Origin of the sequence: Paragemmobacter amnigenus (genome assembly GCF_009908265.2) — a bacterium.
Classification (GTDB): domain Bacteria; phylum Pseudomonadota; class Alphaproteobacteria; order Rhodobacterales; family Rhodobacteraceae; genus Paragemmobacter; species Paragemmobacter amnigenus.
In genome coordinates, this window is the sequence record NZ_JAAATX020000009.1 from 201,931 (window position 1) to 220,396 (window position 18,466).

Annotated in this window: 19 protein-coding genes and 3 pseudogenes; 3 read left to right on the forward strand and 19 right to left on the reverse strand. The window is 60.6% G+C overall.

Translation table 11 applies throughout. The features are described from left to right. Positions 1–6 precede the first annotated feature (6 nt). Both GU927_RS14050 and tnpB read right to left on the reverse strand, forming a co-directional pair. Positions 7–624 (reverse strand): annotated as a pseudogene (locus GU927_RS14050) (IS66 family transposase zinc-finger binding domain-containing protein); the annotation flags it as partial. Between the two features lie 62 nt (positions 625–686). Continuing rightward, positions 687–905, reverse strand: a complete 219-nt coding sequence (gene tnpB, locus GU927_RS20710; RefSeq protein ID WP_161763070.1) for an IS66 family insertion sequence element accessory protein TnpB — start codon at positions 903–905, stop codon at positions 687–689. Positions 906–1,478: 573 nt separating this feature from the next. On the opposite strand from tnpB, the pseudogene GU927_RS20715 reads away from it, so the two are divergent. After that, positions 1,479–1,793: pseudogene (locus tag GU927_RS20715) on the forward strand (recombinase family protein); the annotation flags it as partial. A gap of 266 nt (positions 1,794–2,059) precedes the next feature. Continuing rightward, positions 2,060–2,374, forward strand: a complete 315-nt coding sequence (locus GU927_RS14060; protein ID WP_217765675.1) for a recombinase family protein — start codon at positions 2,060–2,062, stop codon at positions 2,372–2,374. A gap of 115 nt (positions 2,375–2,489) precedes the next feature. On the opposite strand, the gene GU927_RS14065 is transcribed toward GU927_RS14060, so the two are convergent. Then, a complete protein-coding gene (locus GU927_RS14065) occupies positions 2,490–2,879 on the reverse strand; it encodes a transposase (RefSeq protein ID WP_217765660.1) in 390 nt (129 codons plus the stop codon). Between the two features lie 17 nt (positions 2,880–2,896). Between GU927_RS14065 and GU927_RS14070 the strand changes: the two are divergent. Continuing rightward, a pseudogene (locus GU927_RS14070) lies at positions 2,897–3,481 on the forward strand (transposase); the annotation flags it as partial. Positions 3,482–3,693: 212 nt separating this feature from the next. Here GU927_RS14070 and GU927_RS14075 read toward each other — a convergent pair. The 16 genes from GU927_RS14075 to GU927_RS14150 all read right to left on the reverse strand — a co-directional run bounded on the left by GU927_RS14075 (position 3,694) and on the right by GU927_RS14150 (position 18,087). Further along, a complete protein-coding gene (locus tag GU927_RS14075) occupies positions 3,694–4,569 on the reverse strand; it encodes a 3-hydroxybutyryl-CoA dehydrogenase (protein WP_161763071.1) in 876 nt (291 codons plus the stop codon). A gap of 500 nt (positions 4,570–5,069) precedes the next feature. Then, positions 5,070–5,594, reverse strand: a complete 525-nt coding sequence (locus GU927_RS14080; RefSeq protein WP_161763072.1) for an ATP:cob(I)alamin adenosyltransferase — start codon at positions 5,592–5,594, stop codon at positions 5,070–5,072. A gap of 3 nt (positions 5,595–5,597) precedes the next feature. Further along, positions 5,598–6,647, reverse strand: coding sequence for a gamma carbonic anhydrase family protein (locus GU927_RS14085; RefSeq protein ID WP_161763073.1), 1,050 nt, complete (start codon positions 6,645–6,647; stop codon positions 5,598–5,600). Next, a complete protein-coding gene (locus GU927_RS14090) occupies positions 6,640–6,927 on the reverse strand; it encodes a hypothetical protein (RefSeq protein ID WP_161763074.1) in 288 nt (95 codons plus the stop codon). The genes GU927_RS14085 and GU927_RS14090 overlap by 8 nt, the downstream gene beginning before the upstream one ends. A 110-nt stretch (positions 6,928–7,037) precedes the next feature. Continuing rightward, the gene (locus GU927_RS14095) at positions 7,038–8,240 is read right to left on the reverse strand and encodes an NAD(P)/FAD-dependent oxidoreductase (RefSeq protein ID WP_161763075.1); all 1,203 of its coding nucleotides are present in this window, start codon (positions 8,238–8,240) and stop codon (positions 7,038–7,040) included. Positions 8,241–8,255: 15 nt separating this feature from the next. Then, positions 8,256–8,456, reverse strand: a complete 201-nt coding sequence (locus GU927_RS14100) for a ferredoxin (RefSeq protein ID WP_161763076.1) — start codon at positions 8,454–8,456, stop codon at positions 8,256–8,258. A 13-nt stretch (positions 8,457–8,469) separates the two neighbouring features. Beyond that, the gene (locus GU927_RS14105; protein WP_161763077.1) at positions 8,470–9,642 is read right to left on the reverse strand and encodes a cytochrome P450; all 1,173 of its coding nucleotides are present in this window, start codon (positions 9,640–9,642) and stop codon (positions 8,470–8,472) included. Between the two features lie 57 nt (positions 9,643–9,699). Next, positions 9,700–10,047: an indolepyruvate ferredoxin oxidoreductase subunit alpha gene (locus GU927_RS14110; protein ID WP_161763078.1), complete on the reverse strand. Its 348-nt coding sequence runs from the start codon at positions 10,045–10,047 to the stop codon at positions 9,700–9,702. 5 nt (positions 10,048–10,052) lie between these two features. Then, entirely contained in the window at positions 10,053–11,030 is a 978-nt protein-coding gene (locus GU927_RS14115) for an NAD(P)/FAD-dependent oxidoreductase (RefSeq protein ID WP_161763079.1), read from the reverse strand. Between the two features lie 114 nt (positions 11,031–11,144). Continuing rightward, positions 11,145–11,906, reverse strand: coding sequence for an SDR family NAD(P)-dependent oxidoreductase (locus GU927_RS14120; RefSeq protein WP_161763080.1), 762 nt, complete (start codon positions 11,904–11,906; stop codon positions 11,145–11,147). A gap of 55 nt (positions 11,907–11,961) precedes the next feature. After that, positions 11,962–12,720 (reverse strand): enoyl-CoA hydratase/isomerase family protein, encoded by a 759-nt coding sequence (locus tag GU927_RS14125; protein ID WP_161763081.1) that lies wholly within the window; start codon positions 12,718–12,720, stop codon positions 11,962–11,964. A 30-nt stretch (positions 12,721–12,750) separates the two neighbouring features. After that, positions 12,751–14,451: a methylmalonyl-CoA mutase family protein gene (locus tag GU927_RS14130; protein ID WP_161763082.1), complete on the reverse strand. Its 1,701-nt coding sequence runs from the start codon at positions 14,449–14,451 to the stop codon at positions 12,751–12,753. A 4-nt stretch (positions 14,452–14,455) separates the two neighbouring features. Next, entirely contained in the window at positions 14,456–15,400 is a 945-nt protein-coding gene (gene meaB, locus GU927_RS14135) for a methylmalonyl Co-A mutase-associated GTPase MeaB (protein WP_217765661.1), read from the reverse strand. Positions 15,401–15,425: 25 nt separating this feature from the next. After that, positions 15,426–16,847: a phenylacetate--CoA ligase family protein gene (locus tag GU927_RS14140; protein ID WP_161763084.1), complete on the reverse strand. Its 1,422-nt coding sequence runs from the start codon at positions 16,845–16,847 to the stop codon at positions 15,426–15,428. 36 nt (positions 16,848–16,883) lie between these two features. Continuing rightward, the gene (locus GU927_RS14145) at positions 16,884–17,300 is read right to left on the reverse strand and encodes a cobalamin B12-binding domain-containing protein (protein ID WP_161763085.1); all 417 of its coding nucleotides are present in this window, start codon (positions 17,298–17,300) and stop codon (positions 16,884–16,886) included. Positions 17,301–17,310: 10 nt separating this feature from the next. Continuing rightward, complete coding sequence (locus GU927_RS14150; protein ID WP_332838504.1) at positions 17,311–18,087, reverse strand: GntR family transcriptional regulator; 777 nt, start codon at positions 18,085–18,087, stop codon at positions 17,311–17,313. Positions 18,088–18,466: the final 379 nt, after the last annotated feature.

Below are 18,466 nucleotides of genomic sequence, written 5' to 3' on the forward strand. Positions count from 1 at the left end.
TCACAGAAGCGGAAGGTGATCGTCGTACTTCGAGGCGAGGATATGCGCCAGCAGGCTCGCCCCGGCCATGCTGCCCGGGATCGGGCGGCTGGGCGCGGGCACCTGCATCATGCGTTCGCTGCGGCGGCAGGATTTCTTGGGCCGGGCGATCTGGACCACTTTCAACTGGGCAGCGATCAGATCCAGCATCTCGCTGAAATCCTCGCCCACCACGGGCAGATCGCCGCCGCAATCGGGGCAGCAACTGCCGGGGTCGAGTTCCTGACGCTCGCGTAGCGTGCCGTCCGAGACCTGCGGCCGACGGCGAGACGGGCGGGCGGCGGTATCCTCGGCAGCCTCAGCTACCTCCGGATCGCCGTCCGGGACCGCCGTCTCGCTTTCGGTCGAGGCAATCAGCAGGTCCTCCAGCGCCAGTTCGAGATGTTCGATCTCGTGCTCGATCTTTTCCGAGGACTGCCCGAAGACCTGCTTCTTCAGCTTGGCGATGCGCAGCCGCAGGGTCTGGATCAGCTGATCATGGGCACGCAAGGTGGCCGAGATCTTCGCGTTTTCTGCCTGCAACGCCGCGATCAACACCTTCAAAAGCGCAGGATCATCGGGAAGGTTTTCGGTCACGCTCGACATGCGCCCGACCACCACAAGGCAGGCGGAATTGCCATAAAAACAAGACGTTTCAGCAGGATAAATCAGCCCACCCGGGCCGGTGGTGCGCCCCAGTCCGGCCTGCGCCAATCGATCCCCTCCCACAGCATCGTCAGCTGCGCCAAGGTCAGACGCACAGCGCCATCGCCACGCGCAAGCCAAGGAAAGTGGCCACCTCCCAGCACCTTGTAATAGAGGCAGAAGCCTTGCCCATCCGAGCGCAAAAGCTTCACCCTGTCGCCAAATCGACAACCATGCCGCATACAAAGTACGGGAATTGCGGATCGAGTATCCTGGCATCCGCTTTTTGGCCGGGTGCTGCGCGCCCGCGATGGTGGTCGGCGGTAAGGAGCTGGCTCGATCTTGGTCGAGGACCGGCCCGGTTTCTTCCGAACCTTGCCGCCCTGGATGGGCGATCCCACCTATTGTGAGCGGCTGGACAGCGGACTACCGCCTGTAGCGCTCGCTGCCCTTGAGACTTTGGCCCTGACCTTGGAGCTGATGCGTTATGCTGAGGTTGCGCCATCCTCTGGAACAGTGATTCCAGAGGAGGACATGCATGTCCCCATCGAGCCCCAACCCACCTGCAGCAGGATCAATTCTGCCTGTCACTGGACGATCCCCGCAACCGCCCTCCGGCGGCACCATCAACACCGGCACTTCTGGAGGCGCTGGCCGAGCTTCAACTGATGGCGGCGCAGAAGACGGAGGGCTGGGAGAATGCTGCACGCGAAGATCACCGCTGAACTCTTTGCCCGCAGCGCCATCGTCTACGTCCGGCAGTCGACAATGAGCCAGGTCCTCGGCAACCTAGAGAGCCAGAAACGACAATACAGATGGCTGAAGTCGCCCGCGACACGGGCTTTTCGACCGCCGAGGTGATTGATGAGGACTTGGGCCGCTCCGGATCAGGCCAGGTGGCCCAGCCAGGGTTCCAGCGCCTGGTTGCAGAAGTCTGTGCCGGATCAGTAGGGGCTGTCTACCGCATTGAGGCTTCCCGACTGGCCCGCAATGGCCGTGATTGGCATTATCTGATCGATCTTTGCGCCCTGACCGGGACCTTGGTGGTTGACCCCGAAGGCGTTTACGACCCCCACCTGATGAATGATCGGCTGCTCTTGGGGCTGAAGGGGACAATGTCGAAGTACGCGCTCAACCTCTTGCGCCAGCGGGGTCTGGCCGCCCGCGATGCCAAGGCAGGCCGGGGAGAACTCCGCTTCACCCTGCCGCCAGGCTACTGTTGGAGCGAGGATGCCCGGATCGAGATGGACCCCGATCAGCGTGTTCAGCGGGTTATCCACCTGATCTTCGCCAAGTTAGGCAAACTCGGCAGTGGGCGGTCGGTCTTTCTGTGGCCGCGGGCAGCAGATATTCATCTTCCGGTGGTGCAGCGCAACGGCGCATTGCGGAAGATGACATGGTGCAAGCCAGCCTATCACAGCGTGTGCAGGTGCTGCACAGCCCGATCTATGCAGGTGCCTATGCCTTTGGACCAACCGGGAACCGGACACGGGTGGTGGATGGGCAGGCCCGCAAGGCCAGCAGTCACCACAGGGCGATTGAGGGCTGGAACGTGCTCATCAAGGATAGCCACGAGGGATATATCGACTGGCGCGCCTACGATGAGAACAGCCGTATGCTTGAGGAGACCGCGCATATGCAGAAGCGGACTGCCCGCAAATCCGGGCGTTGCTGTCAGGCATGGCCCGCAGCGCGCGTTGTGGCCGGATGATGCGGGTGTTCTACAAGACGGGCGCCGATGCCCGCGCCAGACAACGGCTGGTCAGGCTGCTGATCGAAGAAGTCGTGCCGATATCGATGCGAAGACGAACGAATTTGTTCAGCTGTTACACTGGATAGGTGGGTGCCACACCGAAGTCAGGTTGGCCCGGCGCAAGACTGGCCGGTTTCCGCCCGGCAGGGCGCTGCATATCGGTGTCGGTGATTGGCGCATGCACCGACAATGCCGCCTGCCGGTCTGACTCCGCCGGCAAAAACAACGCCTCCGGAAAGGCCGAAAGCAGCCCCTTCTTCTTCTGCTCGTGCCGCCAGGCATAGATTTGCTGCCGCGTCACATCATGTTGCTGCGCAACCTGCGTCACTGTCGCGCTGCCCATGCCGACCGACAAGACAATCTCGCGCTTCTCCTCGTCGCCCCGCCGCCGCTCCAATCCCAGTGTATCGCCCCGCATCGCCAGCCCCGCATAAGACACGTCATTAACGACGTCGTTATGCACGTGCCTTAATGGATCCAGCCAAGCTCAGGCAGACGGCCTTCGGGCGTCGGTCGGAGAAGAGCGATCCGGGGCAGTTCGAACTTGCGCTGGAAAATCTGGAAACCGCCATTGCACCAATCCATGACGAAGAGGATGCCAAGGATTGGGCCGCTAAACGCCCCTCCAAACCGCGCGCCGCCAATTGCGGGTCTCTGCCAGAACACCTGCCGTGCATCGAAGGGTGAGTGAACGCAAGGGCCTAGCCTGCGCCTGCATTGCATTGGGGAAGACGTGCCGTGACATCTGGACATTATCCCCGTCCAGTTCCTCGTCAGCCGTCGGCCCAAATACGCCTGCCGGTCCTGCTCCGATGGCATGTCGCAAGCTCCCGCTCTGGCGCGAATGATCCTGGACGGTCTGCCGACCGAAGCGATGGTTGCCCATGCTCTTGCCGGCAAGTATGCAGATCACCTTTCGTTGTATTGGCGGGCCGAGATCTACAGCCCCAAGGAGCCGGTCTTGACCGGTCCACCTTGGCCGATTGGGTCGACCGCGCGGCCTTCGAACTCCGGTTCGCCTATTGTGCGCTGATGGCCAATCCAAAGCGGTCAAGAAGCTGCTCAGGGACGAATCCCATGCCACGGCACCCTGCAAGTCGATGGATGGGCCGGATACAACCGGCTGATCGCGGCGGAAGGAGGCCCCAGGCGCCGCGCTTCGGACTTAAGGGCAATACGACACCGACCGATTCGAGCGGCCAAGACGGTGCTCGCGGCCGGGCGGGATGCTGGCTTGGCCCATGGAAACAACGCCTGGTCTGGGTGATCGAACCGGTTCAGCGCGTCGGCACCGGCTTTGCGCCACGATAGTCGTAAAAGCCGCGCCGCGTTTTGCGACCGAGCCAGCCGGCCTCGACATATTTCGTCAGCAGCGGGCAGGGCCTGTATTTGGTGTCTGCCAACCCTTCATGCAGCACGTTCATGATTGCGAGGCAGGTATCGAGCCCGATGAAATCCGCCAGTTCCAGCGGCCCCATCGGATGATTGGCGCCGAGTTTCAGCGACTCGTCGATCGACGTCACGTTGCCGACACCCTCGTAGAGCGTATAGACCGCCTCGTTGATCATCGGCATCAGTATCCGGTTGACGATAAAGGCGGGAAAGTCCTCCGCGCTCGCCGCGGTCTTGCCAAGCTTGTCGACCACTTTAAGCAAAGTCTGATAGGTGGCGTCGTCCGTGGCGATGCCGCGGATCAGTTCGACAAGCTGCATCACCGGCACCGGGTTCATGAAGTGAAAACCCATGAACTTCTCAGGCCGGTCGGTTCGCGAGGCAAGCCGGGTGATCGAGATCGAAGATGTGTTAGAAGTCAGGATTGTCTCAGGCCTCAGATGCGGCAAAAGTTCGTCGAAGATCGCCTGTTTCACCGATTCACGCTCGGTCGCCGCCTCAATTATAAGGTCGCAGCGGCCGAGATCGGTTAACTTCGGCGTCGTCCGGATGCGGCCCAGTGCAGCCTTCCTGTCCTCGTCGGTGATCTTGCCGCGCGATACCTGACGGTCGAGGTTTTGATCGACAAGTCTAACCGTCTTGGCAAGGGCGTCCTGTGAGATATCGGTCATCAGGACGTCAAACCCCGCGAGCGCAAAGACATGGGCGATACCGTTGCCCATCTGGCCTGCGCCCACAATTCCGACCGAAGTTATTGCCATTTACTGCCTCGCCCATTCAGTTGCGTTAATCCATAGAGTATTTTCGGGAGAGGTATACACCTCCTGTCGGAACCAAAATATGAGAATCATTAATAGTGTCATGGATTTCGCCTTTAAACGTTCATGCCTCGAAAAAACAGACCGGCTTTTCAATAAGGCGATCATAGAACCTTGCGGGACACCTCATCAACCCCATCAGTGGCACCTCAATGGCTCGATATCTGGACCAGTTCGTGATGCAGTAGCGGGCAGGTGACGGCTTGTTCATACAGTGCTTCTAACCAAATGGATTCACTATGTGAATCGTCTGTGATCAGAGTTGTGCAACAACGCTCCTTCCATGCAAAGAGGCGACTTGGCATTGATCTCCAGCCGCTCGGCAATCTGCACCACAGCCACTTGCTTGAACTCGTCCTAAAGTCGATCTTGCTTGCTCATCTTGCGTCTCTCGTTGCGTCCAAAGCTACCGAGCAGGGCGGCTATGAATCTAAAGGGGCTATTCACTCCTTTTTCATCAATCTGGACGCCAAGAGCAAGAAGTCGGAAAGAAGGTTCAGGTAAGCGAGTCCAAATTTCCCCGGCTGAGGATCCACAACCAGCGCCGTGACAAGGCGCCGCTCGGACCGCCGACAGATACTGCGCGCAATAAGAAGCGCACCGACAGCGGGAGGATCTTCCTTATTGCTCGAAATACTGTGCGCCAGAAGATGAGGGCTCCATTCCTCGATCGTTGCTTTGAGTCTTGATACCTTCGTTTGCGAAAGTAAATCCTCGCCGGGATTTGACAATGCTCCGCCGAGTTCGAGCAAATCCTGCTGGATTAGCCTAAGGGCCTCAATCAGTCCACTGAGAGGTTCATGAATTAATATCTGGCTACGGGCAAACCCAATAACGCTATTCAGTTCTTCAATCGTTCCGGTAGCCTCCAGCCGCGGGATGTCTTTGTCCACGACCGACCCATCCGGCAGGAAAGTCGAGCCGACATTCCCAATTAGATTAGCGGATTTCGACGGCACATTTCCCATTCATCATCCTCCTTCCGCTAACAGCGCTTTGTGTTGAGTTTGCCGGAATTGTTCGGCGTAACCTTGATAGGTCGGCAGCGTTCCGGCCAGCATTGCGCGCCTGCGGTCATCCATCTTGCCGATGGGCCGGGCTGGCCTTCCGGCCCATACCTGTCCGCTTTTCAGACGTTGCCCGATCGTCGTTTCGGTTCCGGCGGCAACGAGAACGTCGCGTTCCACCACGGTCCCGCGAGAAATGACCGAACCTATGCCGACCAGACTGTCGCTGTCGACGCGGCAATCGAAGAGCGTCACGTTGTGACCGATCGTGACATCTGCCGCGATTTCAACGGCGTCGTGCTGGCACAGGATCCGGGTGTTGTCCTGAACGTTCGTGCCGACACCGATCGTGATGCCATGGCTGCCGCCGTCCAGAACGCATCCATACCAGATGCCGACCGATGGTCCGAGGCGGATATCACCGGCAAGGCGCGCAGTCGGTGCCACGAAGCAGTCGAACTGTGCCGGGCTTGTCGCATGGGACGTGATCGGCCCGTCGACCTTCCCGGTCGCATCATTGCCGAGCGCCTGGCGGCGCGCGTCAAGGTCTTGCTGCGTGATGGGCATGACCGGTCGTGCCGGGCTGCCTGAATAGAGCCAGCCGCCCGCAAGATCGGATCGGGGGAAAACGATGGACCCCGCCGAAATCACGGCACCGGCACCAACCTTTGAGCCGTCGAGGACGACTGCCCCTGCTTCGATGATGCAGTCATCACCAATTTCGCAGGCGTGAACCACGGCATGCCTACCCGCGACCACTCGGCTTCCAATCACGGTCGGATAGACCTCATGGGCGATATGAACCGTGGCGTGTTCGCCCAGTTGAAATTCATCGCCGATCGTGACATGGTGACCGTCTGCTCGGATTACGGAATAGCTGCCCAGCCACGCGCGCCGTCCTATCGTTGCCCGGCCCAAAACCGAAGCGCCAGCGCCGACAAAGATGGGAGTCCCCAGAAAACTCGGGGAAATGCCCATGTAGGGGGCGGAAACAGCGCCGAATGGCTCAGTCATCATGGTTTCCCCTCGCTGTGTAGATGTCTGCGTTGCACCGAGCTTCGGCCATCATTTTCCGGATGGTCTCGTCGGGTAGCACTGAGATGATCTCGGCGCAGTAGCGTGCTTCATGCTCCACGTTCCTCGCCCCCATGGCAAGCGCAAGAAACAGGCGCCGCACGGCCAGATTCCGGTGCCCCATCCGGACGCTGTGCGACAGAAGTTGTCGCGCGGCCGATACATCGCCTCGCCGGGCCTGCAGTGACAATGCCTTGGCCTGTTTGCGCAACTGTCCCATGGATCATCCCGGAGTTATCGAGGTTGATATTCCTGATCGCTGCAGCACGACCGATTGTCGGCGGGTGCCGGTCGTTCGATTTTGCCGCGGGCTGGTCGACGATCCTTTCATCATTCTGCCGCGAGCAATCCGGCCTGAACCTGCGCAAGAAGCTCTGGGCAGTTCATGGCGATCCAGCCAGCATGCCTTTCGCCGTCACGAACCTCGAACAGAGTGCCGTGCCGCCGGGCAGTCGTTCTGACGCAGTTCAGCGTGCCATTGGCAGGCACGCTTCCGAGGACCTGGATCTTGCGGCTGAACTGGTCGGTCCAGAAATAGTCTTCTGCATCGGGCGCCGACGCCTGCGATCCAGTCAAGATCCGCTCCGCGACCTCGGTGCCCTGCCGACGGGCGGCGGTCCATGCCTCGTGGCGCCGATGGCTGCCATTCTGGTCGCGCAAAGCCGCGACATCCCCGGCGGCAAAGACATTCGGCAAGATCGCCCCCTCGAGATCAAGCACGGCGCCGGACCCGTCGCAAAGCACGCCATTGGCGATCCCGATCCCGCTGCCGGTCAGCCACTCTGTTTCGGGTTCTGCGCCGATGGCAATGATCACGAGATCGCTATGCAATTCCGTGCCGCCGGACAGGTCCACCGAAAATCCGGCGGGCTCGGCGCGGATTGCGGCGATCCCCACGCCGAGGTGCAGAGTGACGCCGGCCTCTGTCATCCAGCCAACCGCCATCTTGCCGATTTCCGCGCCGAAGATCCGCACGAGCGGCAGCGGCGCTAGGTCTGCCATTGCAACCTCGACGCCGCGTTCGCGCAGGGAAGAGGCAAGCTCGCAGCCAAGAACCCCGGCGCCGATGATGGTCGCACTCTTCGCCCCGCGATCAATGGCATCGCTCAGGGCCTTCGCATCCGCCGCAGTGCGCAGTGCCAGCACGCCCGCAGGCTCCGTAGGCAACCTGCGCGGCCTGGCCCCGGTGGCAATCACGATGGCGTCGGCAGAAACGAACCGGCGATGGCCGTCGGACCCGCGGATCTCGATACGGCGCGCCCGAGGATCGAGTGCGACCGCCCGGCCGCGCAAGAGCGTGCAGTCGTCGCACCACCAGCGCGGCTTCTCGATGGGTGCTGCTCTGGTCAGAACCCCTTTGGACAGTGGCGGTCGATCATAGGGTGCCAATGGGTCCGGGTCGATCACGGTGATCTGCCCGTCGTAACCAAGAGCACGGAGGCGCGCTACGCACGCGCCTCCGGCAAGGGATGCGCCGATGATCACGACACTGCGAGTGCCGCGCTGATCCTCGGAATTGTCCTTTGTCATCATTTCCCGGTCCAAGGTTCAGTCTTCGATGATGGAAATGGCGAGTTCGGGACAGTTGGCGCAGGCCTTCCTGACCCCGGGAGCGTTCTCGGGTTTGACGTCTTCCATGCCTTCGCGCACACGCGAGAAGCCGTCATCGTCGAAAACGAAGGTTTCGGGGGCAAAGGCCGCGCATCTGGCGTGACCCTGACAGCGATGGGAATCAAGCAGGACTTTCAACTTGTGTCTCCCCTCACTTCTTGAAGTTGAGCGTCAGGCGACCGACACCATACCATTTCTCCGACGGGTCCCCGAGGGTGAACTCGGGGACGACCTTGAGGAACTCCTCAAGACCGATGACCAGTTCGCGCCGCCCGAGGTTAGAACCGAGGCAGCGGTGATGCCCGGCGCCGAAGGCAAGGTGACGATTGTCCTCGCGGTCAATCTTGATCTTCTCGGGTTCGTCGTAGATATCCGGATCGCGGTTGCCCGCGCCGAACAGCAGCACCACCCGGTCGCCGGCCTTGATTTCCTGTCCGCGGATCACGGTATCTTTCTTGCATGTGCGCCCCATGGCCTGCACAGGCGACAGGGTCCGAAGGATCTCTTCTGCTGCCATCGGGATCAGGTCGGGGTTCTCGCGAAGCTTGCGCTGCGCGTCGAGGTCCTGTGCAAGGTGCCACAGGCTGGCGCGAATGGCCCATGCGGTGGTGTCCAGCCCGCCGAGAAACATCAGGTAGCAATAGGACAGCAGTTCCTGGCGGCTCAGCGGTTCGCCCTTGATCTTTGCCTCGAGCAGGTAGTCCATGATCGTGCCGGTATCGGCCTCGTCGATGGTGCGGCCGCGATATTTTTCGATCAGGTCATCGAAATAGGCCATGACGGCATCCTGTGCCTTCTTGGCCCGCTCCGGATCCAAGGTGCGCTCATAAAGGATATCATCGACCCAGGCATCGAACTTCGGCCAGTCCTTTTCGGGAAAACCGGCGAGGCGGCTGAAGAAGATCGTCGGCAGGGCCCGGGCGAAGCCTGCGGTGGCGTCAGTCGTTCCGGAATCGGCGAATTCTCGCGCCAGATCCTGAGCGATGTCGCGCACCGGCTTTTCCATCTTGGCAAGGGCCTGCGGTGTAAAGAGCGGCAGCAGGATGCGCCGGTAATCCATCAATTCAGGCAGATCCGTATCGATCGGGATCATCGGAAAATCGGCCACCGGCGGCACCAGCATGGTCGGCTTGACCGAATAGGTGTCCGCATCTTGCTCAACCTTGAAGATATCTTCGCTCTTGCTGAGGAACCAGAAGCCGCCGTATTTCTCGCTCCTGCCGACCGGGCAGTTTTCCCGCATCAGCCGATAGGTCTCGAAGATGTTGTCCAGCGCCTCGCCATGGAAATCCATGGTGCGCTCGATGTCCTTGATACTTTTCATTCTCATTCTCCCTTTTGTAGATCAGAGCCAAGTCAACTGCGCGTTTTCCTGGTCAAACTAATCCTCTCTCGCGGCTGCCGCCCCTGCCGCCAGCAGGCGCGGCAGATCGGTTGCCAGAGGACCAACCTTCGCGGCACCGCGCGGTGAGCCCAGTGGGGCCTCGCGTCCGGGCAGCACGGTGTCAAAGAATTCATGCGCTTCGGTGAGATCGTCCGTCGGGTGATCCGCATCGACGTAGTAGATCGCGCTGACCGGACAGACGGCTTCGCAGGCACCGCAATCGATACATTCGGTCGGGTGAATCCACAGTCGACCCGATCCTTCGTAAATGCAGTCCACCGGGCAAACATCAACACAAGCGCGGTCACGGCTGGTGATGCATGGATCAGAAATAACATAGGGCATTGGTCTTACTCTGCGTGTGTGCTGTGGCCGGGAAAGATTTGCTGATCGGGGTTGAGCGTCGCGGCGATGTGATTGACGGCGATGGCGGCCTCTCCGAACCCGACCGCGATCAACCGCACCTTGCCCGGATATTCGCTGACGTCGCCGATTGCGAAGATCCGCTTGCGCGAGGTCTGCATGTCCGCGCCGACCTTGAAATGGATGCCTGCCGATTCCAATCCCCAATCCGCGAAGGCGCCCAGATCGGAGGTGAAACCAAGCGCCATGATCAGCCGGTCACAGACGATCATCTCGGCCTCGGCTCCGGGCTGCTGGACCACGACCCCCTCGATGGTGGACGTGCCGCGCAATTCGCCAATCTCGCCGGGCGCGATAATGCGTGCCCCTCCGGCACGGATTTCCTCGACGCTGGCTTCATGGGCGCGGAAACGCGCGCGCCGATGGATCACCGTCACCGATTTCGCGCGAGGCAAGGCCGCCAGGGTCCAGTCGACCGCGCTGTCGCCACCGCCCACGATCACCACGCGCCGTCCGTCAAGCTCCGACACGTCGGGGACGAAATGCAAGACTCCGCCGGGATAGGGCGGCTGAAGGCTCGGCAACGACTTGGGTGTGAACCGACCCAGACCTGCGGCGATCAGAAGTGACCGCGTCTCGATTTGACGCCCCGTCTCGGTCGTTAGCACGAGCCGATCATCCGAACCCGCCCTGACCGCATTGACCGTTTCCCCCAGCACGAGTTCAAAGGGGTAGCGACTGGCCTGCTCGTGCAGGTTATGGATCAGATCCTTGCCGAGGATCGTGGGAAAACCGGCGATATCGCGGATCTCCTTTTCGGGATACATGGCCGAGACTTGGCCGCCGATCTGCGGCAGGGCGTCGATGACCGCCACCTTGAGTGATCGGTATCCGGCATAGTACGCAGCATAAAGTCCCACCGGACCGGCGCCGACGATCACTACGTCAAAGATGTCTTCCATCATTCTGCCTCCCTTCATGGGTGCCGCACGGAATTGCCTCGTCGGCGGCCCCGACGAACCTTGGCTCCCGAAGGGCGTCGAATTCGGCGGTGTCTCCGGCGATCAGCGGCCCGCGCATCAATAAATGAGCCAGCCGCCATCCACGGGCAGTTGCGCGCCGGTGACGTAGCTTGCGTCTTTCGACAAAAGGAAGGCGATTGCACCAGCAATTTCGTCGGCCTGACCCGCCCGCCTGAGCGCGCTGTGCTCGTGGACGTACTGCTGATAGCGCTCGGATCCGGGGTTTGACCCCCCGAAACCGGTGGCGATCAGGCCCGGCGCGATCGCATTGATGCGGATGTTCTTGCGCCCGAGATCATGCGCGAGTGTGCGCGTCATCGTCTTTACGGCACCTTTGGAGCAGGCGTAATGCGGCTGTGTGTTTTCACCGCTCGCCACCACGACCTCGGCCTCGATCGAGGTGATGTTGACGATGGAACCACCTCCCGCGCGTTCGATTTCGGGAACAAACGCTTGCAGCATCAGGAAGACGCCCTTGACGTTGACATCCATCACCAGATTCCAGCCAGCATCATCGGTATCGGCGAGGCCCTGCATGGTCAGCGCACCGGCGCTGTTGACCAGATTGTGCACGGCGCCGAAGCTTTTGATCGCATAGTCGCGGGCCGCTTCGATGGCGGCGCGGTCGCGCACGTCGCACCTGAACGATTCCGCAGCTCCGCCGGCAGCACGCACCAGTTCGGCTGTTTCCGCAGCGCTCTCGGCAGACAGGTCGAGACACATGATCTTGCCGCCTTCTGCAGCAAGTCTCAGCGCCGTCGCCCGCCCCATGCCGGCGCCAGCGCCGGTGATCACCGTGACAGTATCCGTGAACCTCATGTCCTCATCCCCCAAATCGCGTCGTGTTATTCCAGTCATCTCATCCCCCGCTCACTCAGCCGGCGGCCTTGCCCACACGTGCGGCGGTATCCGGATCGAGGAATCCGCGCACGGCGGCCTCGGTTTCCAGCTCCATCGCCGCGGCAACATCAAGGTGATAGCCTGCGTTGATCACTCGCTTGAGATCGATCACCGCCTTGCGGGGCCGCTCGCAGATGCGCCGCGCCATGTCTAGTGTCGTTTCCTCCAGTTTCTCGGGCGCGACCACACGGCCGGCGATTCCGAGTTCAAGCGCGCGCTGCGCGTCAAATTTTTCGCCGAAGAGGATCAGTTCCTTGGTGCGCTGCGGCCCGAGTTGCTTGGTTAGCAGCGAAGCGATCCCGCCGGTGACGAAAAGCCCGAACGTGACCTCCGGAAAGAAGCAGCGCGTTTCGCTTGAGAACACGCTGAAGTCACAGTTGATCACCCATTCCAGCGCCCCGCCGACCGCCCAGCCATGCACTTCGGCGATAAAGATCTTCGGCGAGTCGACGATGGCCTTGCTGACGATCTGATACTGGCCGATGAAACGGCGTATCTGCGCCTCGGTCTCGATCTGGTTCTCGAAATCCTTCAGATCGTCACCAGTGCTGAAAGCCCTTCCTGCACCGCGCAGGATGACAACGCGCGCATCGTCATCCTTCTGTAGGTCGGCGATCACTTTCATCAGATCGTCCATCAGCGCCAAGTTTACTGCATTCAGGCAATGCGGACGGTTGAAGGTGACGCGCCGGATGCCGCCGTCCAGGCTTTCGATAAGTATGTTATCTACCATTTGGTCTTTCTTTCCCTGCTAAGATATTTATCAGAAGATTGGTTCTTCGCGGTAGACACCCCAAACAGAGCGCAGCGCATCGCAGATTTCCCCGAGTGTTGCCTTGGCTTCCACGGCCTCCATGGTCACCGGCAGAAGGTTCTGCTTCTCGTCGGTCGCGATGACCTTCATCCGCTCCAGAATCGCATGTACCTTGGCCGTGTCCCGCTCGGCGCGGACGCGGTTCAGTCGCGCCAACTGGCGTTCCAGCGTGCCCTCGTCATAGGGATGGGGCGCGAAGTCGGCCGGTTCCTCGTCCTCTTCGACGTATTTGTTGACACCGATCACGGTGCGCTCTCCGCGCGCCTTGCGAAGTTCGTATTCATAGGCAGTGTCAGCACAGATGCGCTGCATCCACCCGGCTTCGACCGCCTTGATCGCGCCGCCCAGATCGTCGATCTGTTTCAGCATATCGAAGACTTTGGCTTCGAACTCCGAAGTCAGCGCCTCTACAGCATAGGAACCGCCGAGCGGATCTACGATCGACGTAACGTTGGTCTCTTCGGCAAGGATCTGCTGGGTCCGGATCGCAAGCTTCATCGCCTCCGCAGTCGGAATGGTGAAAGCTTCGTCGAAACCATTGGTGTGCATGCTCTGCGCACCACCAAGCACGGCAGCCAGCGCCTGAACCGCAGTACGCATCAGGTTGATCCGGTATTGCGGCTTGGTAAGAGTCATCGCCGCCGTCTGGACATGCATGCGCATGCGCATCGACTCGGCCAGTTCCGCACCGAAGCGCTCCTTGATCACCTTTGCATAGACCCGGCGTGCGGCGCGGAATTTTGCGATCTCCTCGAAGAAATCCGCCTGGCAGACGTAGAAGAACGAAAGGCGCGGCGCGAATTCGTCCACCGACATGCCGAGCTTTCTGCATTCTTCGATATAGGAGATCGCGAAGGAGATGGTGAATGCCACCTCGTGAACCGCGTTCCCGCCGACCTCGGACACATGGTATCCCGAGATGCTGATCGGGTTGAACCGCTTGGTGTGCTCTGCGCTGTAAAGAATGGTATCGCGCACCAACCGGACCGAGGGGCGCACCGGAAAGATCCATTCCTTTTGCGCGACATATTCCTTGAGGATGTCGGCCTGGATCGTGCCCATCAGGCGCTGCGGGTCGTAACCGCGCTTCTTTGCCGCAGCCACCCACATCGCATAGATGATGAACGCCGTGGGGTTGATCGTCAGCGAGGCTGAGATCACGTTCAGGTCGATGCCGTCGAACAATGCCTCCATGTCGTCGAGCGTGTCGATCGCCACGCCCTCGCGGCCGACCTCGCCGAAGGCCATCGGATGGTCGGAATCATAGCCCATGAGCGTCGGCATGTCGAAGTCCGTCGACGTTCCGGTCTGACCCGCCGCGATCAGATATTTGTAGCGCGCGTTGGTGTCCTCGGCATTGCCGTAGCCGGACACCTGCCGGATCGTCCAGGGCCGCGCGCGATACATGGTCGGGTAGGGGCCACGGGTGAAGGGGTATTGCCCAGGAAGCCCGATGTCCTCGGGCGGAATGTCCGCAATGTCGAGCTGGGTGTAGACGCGCTTGATCTCGATGCCCGCCTCGGTCCGGAACTCGTCCTTGCTTTCCCCGCGGCGTCCAAGCGACTCGGCAAGTTCATTGGCTTCCCAGTCGGCGAACTGCTTCTCGAGCTTTTTCAGTGTGGCTGGCTGAAAGATGTCATGCTTCGTCATTGAGTCATTCTCCGTTTATTCTGGCCAGCAGTTGGCGTGCGGCGGCATCCGGGGCGATCTTCTTGCGTTCCATCTGACCGCAAAGTTCGGAAATGGAGCCGAGGCGCTCCTCGTAGAATCGCTTCCGAACGAGCGATTCCGCGATCTTGAGCATCCGCGTCTCGGAAATCTTGCGGCGCCGCTTGACGATCTCGCCCGAGGTCTCGAGATAGCTGCGATGCCTGTCAATCGTGGCGGCAAGCTCCTCGAAGCCCTCACGGCGCAACGAGCTTGTGCCGATCACTTTGGGTTCCCAGCCTTCCACGAACTTGGTGAGATCGCCCATCTTGAGCATGCCTTTGAGCTCGAGGATGGTCCGGTTGGAATCCGACCGGTCGCATTTGGTCACGATGTGGATATCGGCAATTTCCAGAATTCCGGCCTTAATCGCCTGGATCTCGTCGCCAAGACCGGGCGCGGACGCCACGATCACAGTATGCGCGGCCTGTACGATCTCGATCTCGTCCTGCCCGACGCCGACCGTCTCGATCAGGATGATGTCGAAACCAGCGGCGTCCAGGATATCGACCGCGTCGAGACAGCCGCGCGACAGCCCGCCCATCGCGCCACGCGTCGCCATCGAACGGATGAAGACATTCGGATTCATGGCGATATCAGCCATCCGGATTCGGTCGCCCAGAATCGAGCCGCCTGAAAATGGGCTTGATGGATCGACCGCGATGATCCCTACCTTGCGCCCGCTGTTGGCAAACTCCTCGGCGAGAACTGCGGTCAGGGTCGATTTTCCACTGCCCGGAACCCCGGTAATGCCGACAACATGGGCCTTGCCAGTGTGTTCGAAGATGCGCGCCAGTGCCGGTCGGCTTGCATCATCAGCGGCCTCGGCGCAGGAGAGCAGCCGTGCGATCGGAACCGTCTCGCCCCTTAGAACGCCGGGAACCAGATCCATTGGTGAAACTCTGGACATGGTTGGTTCAGGTCCTGTCTTGCTGGAGTGAGGCAAAGAGATTGCGGTCATCGATGACCCGGCGCGCCTTGTGCTGCGCTCGCTCAAGGGTATTGGGCGCCAGCACCTCGACCTTGGCGCGAACACCGATGCCGCGTTGCAGCAGCGTCGCCGCTTTCGCACGCAAGTCCGCGATCGCAGCGTCGCCCGCCTGATAGATCCCTGGCGAGGCCTCGATCTGCACGAAGAGTTCATCCATCTGCCCGGCGCGAGTGATGATCACCCGGTGTTCACCACCGTATTCGGGCATGCCTGCTACAATCGCCTCAATGTCACTGGGATAGACATTCTCTGCGCGGATCTGGAACATGTCGTCGATCCGGCCATAAAGCCCCTTTGGCAGATATGGATAGGTCCGGCCACAGGGGGCAGGCCCCGATTCCCACATCGTCAGATCGCCCGAAGCAAGCCGGATCATCGGCTGCGACGTACGTTCCAGATGGGTGTAGACCGGCGTCCCTTGGCTGCCGTAGGGCACCCGCATGAAGGTCTTCGGATCGCAGACCTCGTGATAGACGATGTCCTGCCACAGCACCATGCCGAGATCGGTTTCGCTGTTGCCCGCCGAGGACATCCACGGCGTCATTTCCGCCATGGTGCCGCAATCGATCACCTTCGCACCGTAGATTTCCTCAAGCTTGTTGCGGATCGCCGGGATTGATCCACCCGGTTCGCCCGAGCACATCATGATCTTGATGCCAAACTCGCGCGGATCGATCTTTTCCTCGCGGGCGACTTCGGCAAGATGCAGCGCATAGGACGGCGTGTTGTAGATGGCCTTGGGCTTGGCAAGTTTCAGCCAGCGCGCGGCGATCGCGGTTTGGCCCGCAGCACCCGCGCCGAACGGGAAAGACTTGGCGCGCATCCGTTCGGACCCCGCAAGAATGCCCCAAGAGCCGATGTAAAGCGAAAAGAGCGCGCCGATAAACACCATGTCGCCGGGGCGAATGCCGAAACTCCACATGATGCGCGCATGAGCATTGCCGATTGCGTCCCAGTCGTTCTTGCCGATCGAGAAGATGACCGGACGTCCGGTGGTGCCTGATGTGCCGTGGACACGGTGCACCTCGTTCTCGGGTATGCACAGATAGTCCCCGAACGGTTCGGCGCGTTCCTGTGCTGCGCGCAATTCCTGCTTGGTGACGACCGGAACCTTCTCGAAATCCTCGAGCGACCGGATGTGCGACGGGTGTATGCCGGCCTCATCCCACTTGTTCTTGTAGAATGGCGCTTTGGCATAGGCATAGGCCATCACTTCGCGGATGCGCTCCAGAATGGCCTTCTCGCGCGCGCCGGGATCCATGGTCTCACGTTTCGGATACCAGAAACGCTGGCTTGGGTCCGGCAGGTAGCTGGAATTGTAGGCAGGCGGGAAAGACCAGTCTTCCATTTTTCTAATCCTTACAAAGGCGCGTTGTTCGGTCGCTTACGCGTCACTGCGTTCAGCGACGACACGGCGGATGGTTGCCACGATCTGCTCGGGGGTCGAATCCTGACGCATAATGTCGGCAACCCCCATCTCCTTCAGCTTCGCGACATCCTCGTCGGGCATCAGTCCTCCGCCAACGACGGTGATGTGAAGCGCATTCCTTTCCTTCAGCAGGTCCAGAACCCTCCCGAACAACGGCATATGCGCGCCCGAAAGCAGGCTGACCCCGAGGACATCGACATCTTCCTGAATGGCGGCGGTGACGACCTCTTCGGGCGACCGATGTAGACCAGCATAAATCACGTCGATACCCGCATCCCGCAGGACGCGAGCGACGATCTTCACGCCGCGGTCATGGCCGTCTAGCCCAAGTTTCGTCATCATTACCCGGATCGGGGCTGCAGCATTTTTCATCGTGTTTCTCCTAATTCCCGTTCTGTCTCGACATCTCGCGCCCGCTTTTCAGGCTGATCGGCGCGTGAAATTGCGTGGCACCCGGTTTCGCGATCCCGTCGCCGATCGACCCTTCGATCAGGTCGATGGCGAGGACGAGATGCGCGTCCATTGCCGTTGCGGCGGCCTGCGGGTCGGCTGCGAGGATGGCCTCGACGATTCGACGATGCTCGCCCCAGGTGCTTTTCGCCCAGTCATGCTCGCGCAGATAGGCCGACATCACCCAGCGCATCCGACTCCACAAAAGTTCCATCGTCTCGCCGATTACGGAGTTCTTCGAAAGCGTGTAGATATAGCTGTGAAAGGCCACATCCGCTGCAATCAGCTCGGTCACGGATTTCGAGCCTATTGCCGCTTCGCCGGCACCAAGAAGCCGATCAAACTCCGCGCGCGCGGCCGCCTTTAGTTTGGTTGTCTGGCAGTTTGCAGCGGCCAGTTTCGCTGCCAGCGCGTCAAGCGCACCGCGCACCTCGTACATCGAGGTGACGTAGTCGGAGGTGAGCGAATTGACCATCAGCCCGCGCCGACCGACGTCGACCACAAATCCTTGCGCCTTCATCAGGGCGAGCGCCTGCGCCACGGGCTGGCGCGAGACGCCAAACCGTTCCGCCAGCCACTCCTGACCCAGACGGGTACCAGGCGGCAGCATGCCGCTGCAGATGGCATCCAGGATCGTCCCGTGGACTGCAGCCACCAGTCCCTCGGACTGTGATGCTGAACGACCCGATTTCTCACTTGACACAGGCACGCCGCGCCCCCTTTACTGGATGCAATCACTGTATGCAATACTGGCATGGAGGTGATGTCAATAGTGAAATCGAATCCGTCGCGCCGCATTCTGCAACGTGGCGCGACGCACCGACCCGGACGGCAGAGCGCAAATGCATGCCGCAGAGTAAATGGGGGCCAATATCCATGCCTCTGCGCAGAAAGGCACCGCCCGGAAACGCGACGAATTAGGATGATCGATAAGACACTCAACGGGAGGTAAGGACGTCAACCCACATTCTCCAAGTAAGTCGCTGATTTCGCTGTCGTAATCGTGATATTTCGCATATAAATCATGGCGTTGACGGCTGCGAGGGGCGCGTTTCATGGATCACCTGGAGGGTGCGGGCTTGGCGCGG